The sequence below is a fragment of the Microvirga yunnanensis genome (genome assembly GCF_025460875.1).
The window spans coordinates 33,463-46,575 of record NZ_JAMXFI010000014.1; the positions used below are offsets into that span (position 1 = coordinate 33,463).

Annotated in this window: 10 protein-coding genes; 8 read left to right on the forward strand and 2 right to left on the reverse strand. The window is 69.7% G+C overall.

The window, feature by feature from the left end; genetic code table 11:
• Positions 1–485: 485 nt before the first annotated feature.
• Entirely contained in the window at positions 486–1,859 is a 1,374-nt protein-coding gene (locus NF876_RS09610; RefSeq protein WP_262268577.1) for a pyridoxal-phosphate dependent enzyme, read from the forward strand.
• Positions 1,859–3,019, forward strand: coding sequence for a cystathionine gamma-synthase (locus tag NF876_RS09615; protein ID WP_262268578.1), 1,161 nt, complete (start codon positions 1,859–1,861; stop codon positions 3,017–3,019). The genes NF876_RS09610 and NF876_RS09615 overlap by 1 nt, the downstream gene beginning before the upstream one ends.
• Before the next feature lie 558 nt (positions 3,020–3,577).
• Here the strand turns inward: NF876_RS09615 and hutC are convergent.
• On the reverse strand, positions 3,578–4,282 hold the full coding sequence (gene hutC / locus NF876_RS09620) for a histidine utilization transcriptional repressor HutC (RefSeq protein ID WP_262268579.1): 705 nt from the start codon (positions 4,280–4,282) through the stop codon (positions 3,578–3,580).
• A 7-nt stretch (positions 4,283–4,289) separates the two neighbouring features.
• Positions 4,290–5,648 (reverse strand): formimidoylglutamate deiminase, encoded by a 1,359-nt coding sequence (locus NF876_RS09625; protein WP_262268580.1) that lies wholly within the window; start codon positions 5,646–5,648, stop codon positions 4,290–4,292.
• Positions 5,649–5,797: 149 nt separating this feature from the next.
• On the opposite strand from NF876_RS09625, the gene hutI reads away from it, so the two are divergent.
• The 6 genes from hutI (at position 5,798) to NF876_RS09655 (ending at position 13,028) form a co-directional block, all read left to right on the forward strand.
• Entirely contained in the window at positions 5,798–7,000 is a 1,203-nt protein-coding gene (gene hutI / locus NF876_RS09630) for an imidazolonepropionase (RefSeq protein ID WP_262268581.1), read from the forward strand.
• Between the two features lie 11 nt (positions 7,001–7,011).
• The gene (gene hutH, locus NF876_RS09635; protein ID WP_262268651.1) at positions 7,012–8,547 is read left to right on the forward strand and encodes a histidine ammonia-lyase; all 1,536 of its coding nucleotides are present in this window, start codon (positions 7,012–7,014) and stop codon (positions 8,545–8,547) included.
• Positions 8,544–9,374, forward strand: coding sequence for an N-formylglutamate deformylase (gene hutG / locus NF876_RS09640; RefSeq protein ID WP_262268582.1), 831 nt, complete (start codon positions 8,544–8,546; stop codon positions 9,372–9,374). Before hutH ends, hutG begins: the two co-directional genes overlap by 4 nt.
• Positions 9,375–9,390: 16 nt before the next feature.
• On the forward strand, positions 9,391–11,055 hold the full coding sequence (hutU, locus tag NF876_RS09645) for a urocanate hydratase (protein ID WP_262268583.1): 1,665 nt from the start codon (positions 9,391–9,393) through the stop codon (positions 11,053–11,055).
• Positions 11,055–11,633, forward strand: a complete 579-nt coding sequence (locus NF876_RS09650) for a HutD/Ves family protein (protein WP_262268584.1) — start codon at positions 11,055–11,057, stop codon at positions 11,631–11,633. Before hutU ends, NF876_RS09650 begins: the two co-directional genes overlap by 1 nt.
• 453 nt (positions 11,634–12,086) lie before the next feature.
• Positions 12,087–13,028, forward strand: a complete 942-nt coding sequence (locus tag NF876_RS09655; protein WP_262268585.1) for an ABC transporter substrate-binding protein — start codon at positions 12,087–12,089, stop codon at positions 13,026–13,028.
• The last annotated feature ends 85 nt before the right edge of the window (positions 13,029–13,113 follow it).

Below are 13,113 nucleotides of genomic sequence, written 5' to 3' on the forward strand. Positions count from 1 at the left end.
AGCGGGGGCGGTACCCCTCCCCCGGGCACCCCCGCCGTGTGGCGGGTTAGGCCGCTTCCGAGAGGCGTTTCGCTCTTCGGATCGGGATGGCCGGGACAGGCCCGGCCATGACGTGGCGGGTGGCAGGACCGGCTTCTACCAACACTCCACGTCATCACCGGCCTTGTGCCGGTGATCCCGCTTCCGAGAGGCGCCGCGCCTCGCCGCATCGGGATGGCCGGCACAAGGCCGGCCATGACGTGGGGAGGGTTGACGCGAACCGAACGATCAACCGCCACGTCATCACCGGGCTCGTCCCGGTGATCCCGCTTGTCGGGAGCGCCGCGCGTATCCTGCGGACGGGGGCCGTCCAGGGACCGAAGCGGACGGACCGCCGTTGAGGCAGGGGAACGGCAGGTGACAACCCGGAAGGGGAGCTATAAGAACCATTCCGTTTCACGTATAAAAAGAAACAAATATTCTATTCTACATCGGAAAGATGCGAAATGGTCGCTCACGGAGCCCTGGACCTGATCGGAAAGACCCCCTTGGTCGAGGTCACGAGACTGGATACCGGTCCCTGCACGCTCTTCCTCAAGCTCGAGAGCGCCAACCCGAGCGGCTCGATCAAGGACCGGCCGGCCCGCGCCATGATCGAGGCGGCGGAAGCCGACGGGCGCCTGAAGCCGGGCGGCACCATCATCGAGGCGACGGCCGGCAATACCGGCGTCGGGCTGGCCCTGGTGGGCGCCAGCAAGGGCTATCGCACCCTCCTGGTGGTGCCGGACAAGATGAGCCGTGAGAAGGTCCTGCACGCCAAGGCGCTCGGGGCCGAGGTGGTGATCACCCGCTCGGACGTGGGCAAGGGCCACCCGGACTATTACCAGGACCTCGCCCAGGCCCTCACCGACAAGACCCCGGGGGCCGTCTACATCAACCAGTTCGAGAACCCGGCGAACCCGGCCGCCCACGAGGCGAGCACCGGCCCCGAGATCCTCGACGGGATGGGCGGCGACGTGGACGCCGTGGTGGTCGGCGTCGGATCCGGCGGCACCCTGTCGGGCGTCGGGCGCTATCTGAAGAAGGCCTCGCCCAAGACCGCCATGGTGCTGGCCGATCCGGCCGGGTCGATCCTCGCCCCGCTGGTCGAGACCGGAGAGATGACCGAGGCCGGCTCCTGGGCGGTCGAAGGCATCGGCGAGGACTTCGTGCCGCCGAACTGCGACCTGTCCCTGGTGAGGAAGGCCTATTCCATCGGCGACAAGGAGAGCTTCTCGGCGGCGCGCGATCTGCTGCGCCAGGAGGGCATCCTGGCGGGCTCCTCGTCCGGCACGCTGCTCGCGGCGGCCCTGCGCTATTGCCGCGAGCAGACGGAGCCCAAGCGCGTCGTCACGCTGGTGTGCGACACGGGCGCCAAATACCTGTCGAAGGTGTTCAACGATGCCTTCATCGCCCAGGAGGGATGGCTCGACCGCCGGACCACCGGCACCGCGCGCGACGTGGTGATCAACCCGTTCGGCGAAGGCGCCACCATCTTCGTCTCGCCGGGCGAGACCCTGCGCTCGGCCTTCGCCCGCATGCGCTCCTCGGACGTCTCGCAGCTGCCGGTGATCGATGACGGCCGCGTGGTCGGCCTGATCGACGAGAGCGACATCCTGGACGCGCTCGTCGCCCACGAGGGCGCCCCCCAGAGCGTGTTCGCCCGGCCCGTGCGGGACGTGATGGTCTCGCGCCTCCAGACGATCGCCGCCGACGCGCCGGTCAGGGAGCTTCTGCCGCTCTTCGCCGCCGGCCTCGTGCCGGTGATCATGGACGGCGATTCCTTCGTCGGCCTCGCCACCCGCATCGACCTCATCAACTATTTCCGGATCCACCCCTGATGACCGCTCGCAACCAGCTCGATTTCGCCACCCGCTGCATCCATGCCGGCCAGTCGCCGGATCCCACCACGGGCGCGGTGATGATGCCGATCTACGCCACATCCACCTTCGCGCAGGACAGCCCCGGCGTTCACAAGGGCTTCGAATACGCCCGCTCGCAGAACCCGACCCGCATGGCGTTCGAGCGCTGCATCGCGGACCTGGAGGGCGGCGCCGCGGCCTTCGCCTTCTCGTCGGGCCTCGCCGCGAGCGCCACCGTGCTCGACATGCTGGAGCACGGCTCGCACATCGTCGCCTCGGACGACCTCTACGGCGGCACGCGCCGCCTCTTCGAGCGCGTGCGCCGAAAGTCCGCCGGTCTCGACATCACCTATGTGGATCTCGGGAACCCGGATGCCGTGAAGGCGGCCCTGCGCCCCAACACCAGGCTGGTCTGGGTCGAGACGCCCACCAATCCGCTCCTGAAGCTCGCCGATCTCGAGGCCATCGCGGCCGCCGCCCGGGGCCACCGGACCTGGCTCGTCGCCGACAACACCTTCGCGAGCCCGTGGGTGCAGCGCCCGCTCGAATTCGGCTTCGACATCGTGGTGCATTCCACCACCAAGTACCTCAACGGCCATTCCGACATGGTCGGCGGCGTGGTAATCGTGGGCCAGAACCAGGAGATCCGCGAGAAGATCGCGTTCCTGCAGAACGCCGTCGGGTCCGTGTCCGGCCCCTTCGACAGCTTCCTGGCCCTGCGCGGCCTGAAGACCCTGTCCCTGCGCATGGAGCGGCACTGCGCCTCGGCGCTCAGGATCGCCCGGTTCCTGGAGACCCATCCCGGCGTGGACGGGGTGATCTATCCGGGCCTGGCCTCGCACCCGCAGCACGAGCTGGCCCGGCGCCAGATGCGCGGCTTCGGCGGCATCATCACGGCCCGCATCGCGGGCGGCCTCGAGGGCGCGACGCGCTTCCTCGAACGCTGCCAGCTCTTCACGCTGGCGGAAAGCCTCGGGGGCGTCGAGAGCCTGATCGAGCATCCGGCGATCATGACCCACGCCTCCGTGCCGGCGGAGGTGCGCGCCGAGCTCGGAATCGACGACGGCCTCGTGCGCCTGTCGGTCGGGATCGAGGACGCCGACGACCTGATCGAGGACCTGCGCTCGGCCCTGTCGTAGAACGCTCGCGGGTCCGCCCCTCGCCCTTCTCCCCGTCATCACCGGGCTTGTCCCGGTGATCCCAATACGGTGGAGCGCCGCGCCTCACCGGATCGGGATGGCCGGGACAAGCCCGGCCATGACGTGCGGAGGGTGGTGCGAGCCGGGTATTTCATCCTCCACGTCATCACCGGGCTCGTCCCGGTGATCCCAATACGGTGGAGCGCCGCGCCCTTCCGATCGGGATGGCCGGCACAGGGCCGGCCATGACGTGGGAGGGTGGCGGGACAGGCGGAGGGTGCCATGACGGGCGGAGGGTGTTCGCACCGGCCCGTGCCACCGTCTCCCTGTCACCACCGGGCCTGTCCCACACACCACGTCATCACCGGGCTTGTCCCGGTGATGCCGCTTCTGTGAAGCGCCGCGCTCCAAAAGATCGGGATGGCCGGCACAAGCCCGGCCATGACGTGAGAGGGTGGCGGGACGGGCGGAGGGTGCCATGACCGGGAGGGTGCCATGACGTGAGAGGGCGGTGGGTATCCCTCGGGTCTCGCGACCGCCCGGGCCGGCACAATCCGGTCACGCCACCGGCGAGAACCGTCCCACGAGCTGATGCCGGTCGCCCGGATAGGTGATGCGCGCCTCGGTGACGAACGCGCCGGCCTGCCAGGTGCGCCGCTCCAGCACCAGGCAGGCGGCACCGGTCTGGACCCGCAGCCGCTTCGCCATGGCGCTGTCGGCGCTGACGGCGCGCACGATATGCTCCGCATCCGTCCAGGGCACGCGCCGCAGCAGCCAGGTGCCCGGCGGATCGTCCTGGAACGTCTCCCCGTCCGCCTCGGGCACGGTGGCGAGGTTGATCAGGCGCTGCTCGAAGGCCTGCGGCACGTCGTCCATCACGTGAAGGGTGGACAGGCAGAGCATCGTCGTGCCGGCCGGCAGCCCCGTGCGCTGCGCGGCCGCGGCGTCGATGGGCTCGACGGCGCGATGCAGGATCTTGAACCGGTAGTCGATTCCCGCCCGGGCCGCCTCGAGGGCGAAATCCTGGATCTGCAGCACGGCCTGCTGGCTGCTCGGCTCCGCCACCACCGTGCCGGCGCGGCGCCGGCGCGTGATGAGGCCGTTGGCCGCGAGGGTGGAGAGCACCTTGTTCACGGTCATGCGCGAGCAGCCGTAGGTGGCCATCAGCTCGTGCTCGAAGGGAATGCGGTGACCCGGCGGCCATTCGCCGGACATGATCCTGGCCTCGATGTCGTCCCGGATGCGCTGGTGCAGATGCTTCATGGGTCGCTCATGCCACAAGATGCGCCAGGGCGCGCGCATAGCGGGCGCGGATCGCCTCCCGGTCCACGTGCCGGCCGTTCCTGACCCTGTCCCGCCCCGCGACCACCACCGTGTCGATCGCCGCCTTGCCGGCCACGAACACGTAGGCATCGATCCAGCGATCCCCAGAGACGGCGGCGAGATCCGGATGGCCGGCGTCGAGCGCCACGAGATCGGCGCGATGCCCGGCGGCGATCGCCCCGATGCGGCGGCCCAGGGCCCGGGCGCCGCCCGCCAGCGCCGCGTCGTAGAGGCTGCGCCCGGTCGACCGGCCCTCGCGTCCGGCCAGCACGTTGCGGGCACGGTGCTTGAGGCGCTGGCTGTATTCGAACTGCTTGAGCTCTCCCGGAGCGGAGATCTCGATGTTCGAATCGGACCCGACCCCGAACCGGCCGCCGGCCGCGAGGAAATCGACGCCCTCGAAGAGGCCGTCGCCGAGATTGGCCTCCGTGATGGGGCACAGGCCCGCCACCGCGTCGCGTCCGGCGATTCCTTCGACCTCGCGCGCATCGAGATGGGTCGCGTGGATGAGGCACCAGCGACCATCCACGGGCGCATGGTCGAGCAGCCAGGCGACGGGGCGCCGTCCCGACCAGGCGAGGCAGTCCTCGACCTCCTTCACCTGCTCGGCGATGTGGATGTGGACCGGCCCCTCGCCGGCGAGCGTCAGGACCTCGCGCAGGCTGTCCGGCGTGACGGCCCGCAGGCTGTGCGGCGCGATGCCGACGACCGCGTCGTCGAGACCGGCCACGGCGCGGCGCGCCCCGTCGAGCAGGCGGGAATAGCTCTCCGGATCGGTGATGAAGCGCCGCTGGCCCTCGCCGGGCGCCAGGCCGCCGAAACCGCCCTGGGCGTAGAACACCGGCAGCAGCGTCAGGCCCATGCCGGTCTCCCGAGCGGCGGCCGCGACGCGGCCGGAGAGCTCCGCCATGTCGGCATAGGGGCGTCCGTCCGCGTCATGATGCAGGTAGTGGAACTCGGCGAGGGCCGTGAAGCCGCCCTCCAGCATCTCCATCATGGCGAAGGCCGCGATGGCCTCCACGTCGTCGGGCGTCAGCGAGCCGAGGAACCGGTACATCACCTGCCGCCAGGTCCAGAAGCTGTCCCCTTCGGGTCCTCTCGTTTCGGCCAGTCCCGCCATGCCGCGCTGGAACGTGTGGGAGTGCAGGTTGGGCAGGCCGGGCAGCGTGATCCCGGCGACGCGCTCGCGACCTTCGGGCGCATCGTGCGGCCGAACGGCCGTGATCGTCCCGCCGTCGACATCGACCCCCACCTGCTGCGCCCAGCCTCCCGGCAGCAGGGCGTGATCGAGAATGAGCCTGCGCATACTGACACCTTCGCTGTCGATGCCCCGGGACGCCGCCGCCAAAAGGCCACGCCGGGGCCGGACCATCGGAACCGTTCGAATAAGTCTAGACAATACCCGCGAACCGCGATTATGTATAGACATTATCGCAACCTCACCGGAGCAGGACCATGCGCTTCGACCGGGTCTGGTTCAACGCCCGCCTCGCCACGCTGACTGGGGACGGTCTCGGGATCGTCGAGAGCGGCGCCGTCGCCGCGAAGGACGGCCGGATCGCCTTCGCCGGGCCGGCGGACGCGCTGCCCGCCGGCTGGGATTCCGCCGAGCGGATCGATTGCGAGGGCCGCTGGATCACCCCCGGCCTCGTCGATTGTCACACGCACCTGGTTCATGGCGGCGACCGGGCGCATGAATTCGAGCTGCGCCTGAAGGGCGCGAGCTACGAGGAGATCGCCCGCGCGGGCGGCGGCATCCTGTCCACCGTGAAGGCCACCCGGGCCGCGAGCGAGGACGACCTGGTGGCGAGCGCCCTGCCCCGCCTCGATCACCTCATCGCCGAGGGCTGCACCACGGTCGAGATCAAGTCCGGCTACGGGCTCGACCTCGACACCGAGGCGCGTTCCCTGCGCGCCGCGCGGCGCCTCGCCGGGGAGCGCCCCGTCTCCATCGTGACCACGTTCCTCGGCGCCCATGCCCTGCCGCCGGAGGCGAACGGCGACAAGGACGCTTTCATCGACACATTGTGCCGCGAGATGCTGCCGGCGCTCGCCCGCGAAGGTCTGGCCGATGCGGTCGACGCCTTCTGCGAGGGCATCGCGTTCTCGCCCGAGCAGACCGCCCGCGTGTTCGACGCCGCCCGGGCGCAGGGGCTCGCCGTCAAGCTGCACGCCGACCAGCTCTCGAACCTGCACGGCGCGAAGCTCGCGGCCGAATACGGCGCGCTCTCGGCCGATCATCTCGAATACACGGACCAGGACGGCGCCGCCGCGATGGCGAAGGCCGGCACCGTCGCGGTGCTGCTGCCGGGCGCCTTCTACATGCTGCGCGAGACGAAGGTTCCGCCGATCGCCGCCTTCCGCGAGGCCGGCACGCGCATGGCGCTGGCGACCGATTGCAACCCGGGCACCTCGCCCCTGACCTCGCTCCTGCTCACCATGAACATGGGCGCGACCCTGTTCCGCATGACGGTCGAGGAATGCATCGCGGGCGTCACCCGCGAGGCGGCCCGGGCCCTCGGACGGCTCGACGAGATCGGCACGCTCGAGATCGGCAAGTCCTGCGATCTCGCGATCTGGACCATCGAACGGCCGGCGGAGCTCGTCTACCGCATCGGCTTCAACCCGCTTCACGCCCGTGTCTGGAGGGGACAGTGACACAGACCATCATGCTTCAGCCCGGCTCCGTCGCGCTCGCCGATTGGCGCCTGGTCTATCGCGGCGCCGCGGTGGCGCTCGATCAGGATTGCCGCGCCGCCATCGAGGCCGGCGCCCGGACCATCGAGGCGATCGTCGCCAAGGGCGAACCGGTCTACGGCATCAACACGGGCTTCGGGAAGCTCGCGAGCGTGCGCATCGGCGCGGCGGATCTGGCGACGCTCCAGCGCAACATCGTGCTGTCGCATGCGGCCGGGACCGGCGAGCCGCTGCCGCCCGCGGTGGTGCGGCTCGTCATGGCCCTCAAGCTCGCGAGCCTCGCCCAGGGCGCCTCCGGGGTGCGCTGGTCGACCATCGAGCACCTGGCCGCCTGCCTCCAGGCGGATCTCGTTCCGGTCGTTCCCGGTCAGGGGTCCGTGGGCGCGTCGGGCGATCTCGCCCCTCTGGCCCACATGACGGCGGCCCTCATGGGCGTCGGCGAGTTCTTCGTCGACGGCAGCCGCGTGCCGGCCCAAGAGGCGCTGACCCGGGCGGGCCTCTCGCCCCTGACCCTCGGGCCCAAGGAAGGCCTGGCGCTTCTCAACGGCACCCAGGTCTCGACCGCCCTGGCGCTCGCCGGATTGTTCGAGGCCGAGCGCGTGTTCCAGGCGGGCCTCGTGACGGGAGCGCTCGCCACCGACGCCGCCAAGGGATCGGACGGGCCGTTCGACGCGCGCATCCAGACGCTGCGGCGCCATCGCGGGCAGATCGAGGTCGCCGCGTCCTTGCGCGCGCTGATGCAGGGGAGCGCCATTCGCGCCTCCCATCTCACCAACGACGACCGCGTCCAGGACCCGTACTGCCTGCGCTGCCAGCCGCAGGTGATGGGCGCGGTGCTCGACCTGCTGCGGCAGGCCGGCGGGACGCTCGGCACGGAGGCGAACGGCGTCTCGGACAACCCGCTCGTCTTCTCGGAGACCGGCGAGGTCATCTCGGGCGGCAACTTCCATGCGGAGCCGGTGGCCTTCGCGGCCGACATGATCGCCATGGCCCTGTGCGAGATCGGCTCGCTCGCGGAGCGGCGCATCGCCATGCTGGTCGACCCCGCCCTGTCGGGCCTGCCGGCCTTCCTCACTCCGAAGCCGGGCCTGAATTCCGGCTTCATGATCCCGCAGGTGACGGCGGCCGCGCTCGTCTCGGAGAACAAGCAGCGCGCCTATCCGGCGAGCGTGGATTCGATCCCGACCTCCGCCAACCAGGAGGACCATGTGTCCATGGCCACGCACGGGGCGCGGCGCCTGCTCGCCATGGCGGCGAATGCCGCGAACGTGATCGGCATCGAGCTGCTCGCGGCCGTCCAGGGCTGCGACTTCCATGCGCCCATGCGGTCGAGCGAGCGCCTGGAGCGGGCCCGCGCCCTGCTGCGCGGGACGGTGCCGCATCTCGACGACGACCGGCACATGGCGCCCGACATGGCGCAGGCGACGGCGCTCGTCGTCTCGGGCGCGCTCGCGGATGCCGCCGGTGCCGACGTGCTGCCCCTCGTGACGGGTGAGGTCCGGGCATGAGCGCACATCCGGACTGGCTCACGGTGGTTCGCGGCGATGCGCCTCTCGTGGTGAGCCTGCCGCATACGGGCACCGAAATTCCCGCCGCGTACGAACGCGGCCTCGTGTCGCCCTGGCTGGCGCGCAAGGACGCGGATTGGTGGATCGAGCGGCTCTACGGTTTTTCCGCCGGGCTCGGCGCCACCGTGATCCGCACCGCGATCTCCCGCACGGTGATCGACGTGAACCGCGACCCCTCCGGCGTCTCGCTCTATCCGGGACAGGCGACCACCGAGCTGTGCCCGACCACCACCTTCGACGGCGAGCCGCTCTACGAGCCGGGCGCCGAGCCGACCAAAGCGGAGATCGCCGAGCGCCGCGCCCGCTTCTTCGATCCCTATCACGCGACGCTTCGCGGCGAGATCGAGCGTCTGCGCTCCCGACATGACCATGTGGTGGTCTACGATTGCCACTCGATCCGCTCGGTCATTCCCCGTCTCTTCGACGGCACCCTGCCCCACTTCAACATCGGCACCGATGGCGGACGCACCTGCGCGCCGGCCTTGAGCGACGCCATCGCGGCGATCTGCGCCGGCAGCGGCTTCACCCACGTGGTCAATGGCCGCTTCAAGGGCGGCTTCATCACGCGCAGCCTCGGACGCCCGGAGACCGGCGTCCATGCCGTCCAGATGGAGCTCGCCTGCCGCGGCTACATGAAGGAACCCCTCGGCCCCGTCACGGACGGCGAATGGCCGACGCCGTATGACGAGGATCATGCGGCGCCCATGCGGGCCGCGCTCACCCGCATCCTCCAAGCCTGCCTCACCTTCACCCCGTCCAAAGCCTGATCCGAGGACCCGTCCCATGACCCGCATCGACAACGCCCGCGTGATCCGCGCTCCCCACGGCACCGACCTGTCGGCCAAGAGCTGGCTGACGGAAGCGCCCCTGCGCATGCTGATGAACAACCTCGATCCCAACGTCGCCGAGAAGCCCGGCGAGCTCGTGGTCTATGGCGGCATCGGCCGCGCGGCGCGCGACTGGGAGAGCTTCGACCGGATCGTCGCGGCCCTGAAGACCCTGCAGGCCGACGAGACGCTCCTCGTGCAGTCGGGCAAGCCGGTCGGCGTGTTCCGCACCCATGCGGATGCGCCGCGCGTGCTGATCGCCAATTCCAACCTCGTGCCGCACTGGGCCACCTGGGACAAGTTCCACGAGCTCGATCGCAAGGGGCTCATGATGTACGGCCAGATGACGGCCGGCTCCTGGATCTATATCGGCACGCAGGGCATCGTGCAGGGCACCTACGAGACCTTCGTGGAGGTGGGCCGCCAGCATTACGGCGGCGATCTCTCCGGCCGCTGGATCCTCACGGGCGGCCTCGGCGGCATGGGCGGCGCGCAGCCGCTCGCCGCCACCATGGCGGGCGCCTCGTGCCTGGCGGTCGAATGCCAGCCGAGCCGCATCGAGATGCGCCTGCGCACCGGCTATCTCGACCGGCGCGCCGACACCCTCGACGAGGCCCTGGCGATCATCGAGCAGGCCCGCCGCGACGGGAAGCCCGTGTCGGTCGGCCTCCTCGGCAACGCGGCCGAGATCTTCCCGGAAATCTACCGGCGCGGGATCCGTCCCGACGCGGTCACGGACCAGACCTCCGCGCACGACCCGATCAACGGCTACCTGCCGAAGGGCTGGACCCTCGCCGAGTGGGAGGCCCGGCGCGAGACCGACCCCAAGGCGGTGGAGCATGCCGCCAGGCGATCCATGGCCGAGCACGTGCGCGCCATGCTCGACTTCCACAAGGCCGGCGTGCCGACCCTCGATTACGGCAACAACATCCGCCAGATGGCCAAGGAGGAAGGGGTCGACGACGCCTTCGACTTCCCGGGCTTCGTGCCGGCCTATATCCGGCCGCTCTTCTGCCGCGGCATCGGGCCGTTCCGCTGGGCGGCGCTCTCGGGCGATCCTGAGGACATCTTCAGGACCGACGCCCGGGTGAAGGAGCTGCTGCCCGACAACAAGCACCTGCACAACTGGCTCGACATGGCCAGGGAGCGCATCCAGTTCCAGGGCCTGCCGGCCCGCATCTGCTGGGTCGGCCTCGGCGACCGGCATCGCCTCGGCCTCGCCTTCAACGAGATGGTGGCGAAGGGCGAGCTGAAGGCGCCGGTCGTGATCGGCCGCGACCATCTCGATTCCGGCTCGGTCGCGAGCCCGAACCGCGAGACCGAGGCCATGAAGGACGGCTCGGACGCCGTGTCCGACTGGCCGCTCCTCAACGCGCTCCTCAACTGCGCGTCCGGGGCCACCTGGGTGTCGCTGCACCACGGCGGCGGCGTCGGCATGGGGTTCTCGCAGCATTCCGGCATGGTGATCGTCTGCGACGGCACCCCGGAGGCGGCCCGGCGCATCGAGCGCGTGCTGTGGAACGATCCGGCGACGGGCGTGATGCGCCACGCCGATGCGGGCTACGACATCGCGGTCGACTGCGCCCGCGAGCACGGCCTCGACCTGCCGAGCCTGCGGTGATGCGGGCGCGCGTCATCCGCCGTCATGATCTCGTCCGCGTTCCGTGGAAGAACGGGGGCGGCACCACCGCGGAGATCGCGGCGTTTCCGGAAGGCTCGGGCTTCGAGACCTTCGGCTGGCGCGTCAGCATGGCGGATGTGGCGTCCGACGGGCCGTTCTCGCTCTTTCCCGGGATCGACCGCACCCTGATCGTGGTCGAGGGCGAGGGCATCGCGCTCGACCTGGAGGGCGTGTCGTACCTTTTGGACCGGGACACGCCGAAGCTCTCGTTCCCGGGCGACGACGTCACCGCCGGGCGCCTCCTGTCCGGGCCGATCCGCGACCTCAACGTGATGACGCGCCGCGGGCAGTTCCGGCACCGCACCCGGTTCGCGGAATCCGGGGTCGCCCTGCTGTCGGAGGACACGGACGTGGCCTTCATCGTCCCGCTCGACGGCTCCTTCGACATCACGGTCGATTCGGCGATCCATTCGCTCGGGGTGCTCGACGCCCTGAGGCTCGACGGGACGCAGGATCTGATCGCCCTGTCCGGGACCGGCCGCGCGATCCTCGTGGAGATCGCCCCCGACCTCTCCTAGAGCCTCGGGGGCCCAAGTGGTACCCCCGTGTTGGGGCGAGGCGGCCCCCAGGGGGCGCGCAGCGGGCCCAAAAGTGGACACCGCTTTTGGGCCCGAGGCTCCACTCTTGACCGGCGCATCGTTCGGCGCGGCCCTCCGGGTCCGCACGATGCGCTAAAGCATCGGACCCAAAAGTGGACTTGCACTTTTGGGATCCATCCGATGCTTTCTTCTTGAATGAGAGCATCGGTCAGAACGGAAAACCGGATCCACTTTTCCGTCCGATGCTCTAGGAGCGCACATTTTAATCCGGGATGCCCAAAACCGCGGCAGGTCGAAATGTCTATACATTTGACAATGCCGCTCCGGCATGGTGCCATCCGGCCGCTTACGAAGAACGCCGCCCCGACGACGACGCCGTCCCGGGGAACAGCGGTCGGAACGAGTCAGGGAATCGAAAGAGCGGAGGCTGCGATGAAGACGGTATTGGGTGGTTTGGCCCTGTTGGCGCTGGCGGCCGGTTCGGCCTCGGCGCAGGAGACGAAGGTGGCCATCGGCATCTCGGGCTGGACGGGCTTCGCGCCCCTGACGCTCGCCAAGGAGGCCGGCATCTTCAAGAAGAACGGCCTCGACGTCACGATCAAGAAGGTCCCGCAGGCCAGCCGCCACCTGGCCATCCAGTCCGGCGACATCCAATGCGCGGCCACCACGGTCGAGACCTGGATCGTGTGGAACGCGAACGGCGTGCCCACCCGGCAGATCTTCCAGCTCGACAAGAGCTACGGGGCCGACGGCATGGTGGTGAAGAACGACATCGCGTCCATCAAGGACATCAAGGGCAAGCAGGTGGCGGCCTCCGCGCCCGGCACGTCGCCCTACTTCGCCCTCTCCTGGATGCTCAAGAAGAACGGCCTGTCGGTGAAGGACGTGACGGTCGTCAACATGGAGCCGGGCCCGGCCGCCCAGGCCTTCATCGCCGGCCAGAACGATGCGGCCATGACCTACGAGCCCTATCTCTCGTCCGTGCGCGCGGCGCCTCAATCCGGCAAGATCATCGCCACCACCCTCGACTATCCGATGGTCATGGACACGTTCGGCTGCACGCCGAAATTCCTCGCTGACAACCCCAAGGCCGCCAAGGCCTTCGCCGACAGCTATTTCGAGGCGCTCGACATGATCGCCAAGGATCAGGCGAAGGCCTACGAGATCATGGGCGCGGACGTGAAGCAGACCGGCGAGGCCTTCGGCAAGTCGGCCCAGTTCCTGCGCTGGCAGGACCGGGCGGCCAACAAGACGTTCTTCGCGAGCGAGTTCAAGACCTTCTCGGCCGAGGCCGCCGACCTGCTGCTCGAGACCGGCATCATCAAGCAGAAGCCCGACATGGAAGCGCTCGCGGATACGAGCTTCATCCAGTAGCGCCTTCGGCCTGCGGCGGTCCGCTCCCGTGCGGGCCGCCGCATCGTTTTTTCGTCCCGCGCATCATCCGGCCAAAGCCGCCGGA

Excerpts from the sequence above, each read along its gene's own strand:
- NF876_RS09610 (WP_262268577.1), top strand. The coding sequence starts at position 486 with ATGGTCGCTCACGGAGCCCTGGACCTGATCGGAAAGACCCCCTTGGTC.
- NF876_RS09615 (WP_262268578.1), top strand. The coding sequence starts at position 1,859 with ATGACCGCTCGCAACCAGCTCGATTTCGCCACCCGCTGCATCCATGCC.
- hutC (WP_262268579.1), bottom strand. The coding sequence starts at position 4,282 with ATGAAGCATCTGCACCAGCGCATCCGGGACGACATCGAGGCCAGGATC.
- NF876_RS09625 (WP_262268580.1), bottom strand. The coding sequence starts at position 5,648 with ATGCGCAGGCTCATTCTCGATCACGCCCTGCTGCCGGGAGGCTGGGCG.
- hutI (WP_262268581.1), top strand. The coding sequence starts at position 5,798 with ATGCGCTTCGACCGGGTCTGGTTCAACGCCCGCCTCGCCACGCTGACT.
- hutH (WP_262268651.1), top strand. The coding sequence starts at position 7,012 with ATGCTTCAGCCCGGCTCCGTCGCGCTCGCCGATTGGCGCCTGGTCTAT.
- hutG (WP_262268582.1), top strand. The coding sequence starts at position 8,544 with ATGAGCGCACATCCGGACTGGCTCACGGTGGTTCGCGGCGATGCGCCT.
- hutU (WP_262268583.1), top strand. The coding sequence starts at position 9,391 with ATGACCCGCATCGACAACGCCCGCGTGATCCGCGCTCCCCACGGCACC.
- NF876_RS09650 (WP_262268584.1), top strand. The coding sequence starts at position 11,055 with ATGCGGGCGCGCGTCATCCGCCGTCATGATCTCGTCCGCGTTCCGTGG.
- NF876_RS09655 (WP_262268585.1), top strand. The coding sequence starts at position 12,087 with ATGAAGACGGTATTGGGTGGTTTGGCCCTGTTGGCGCTGGCGGCCGGT.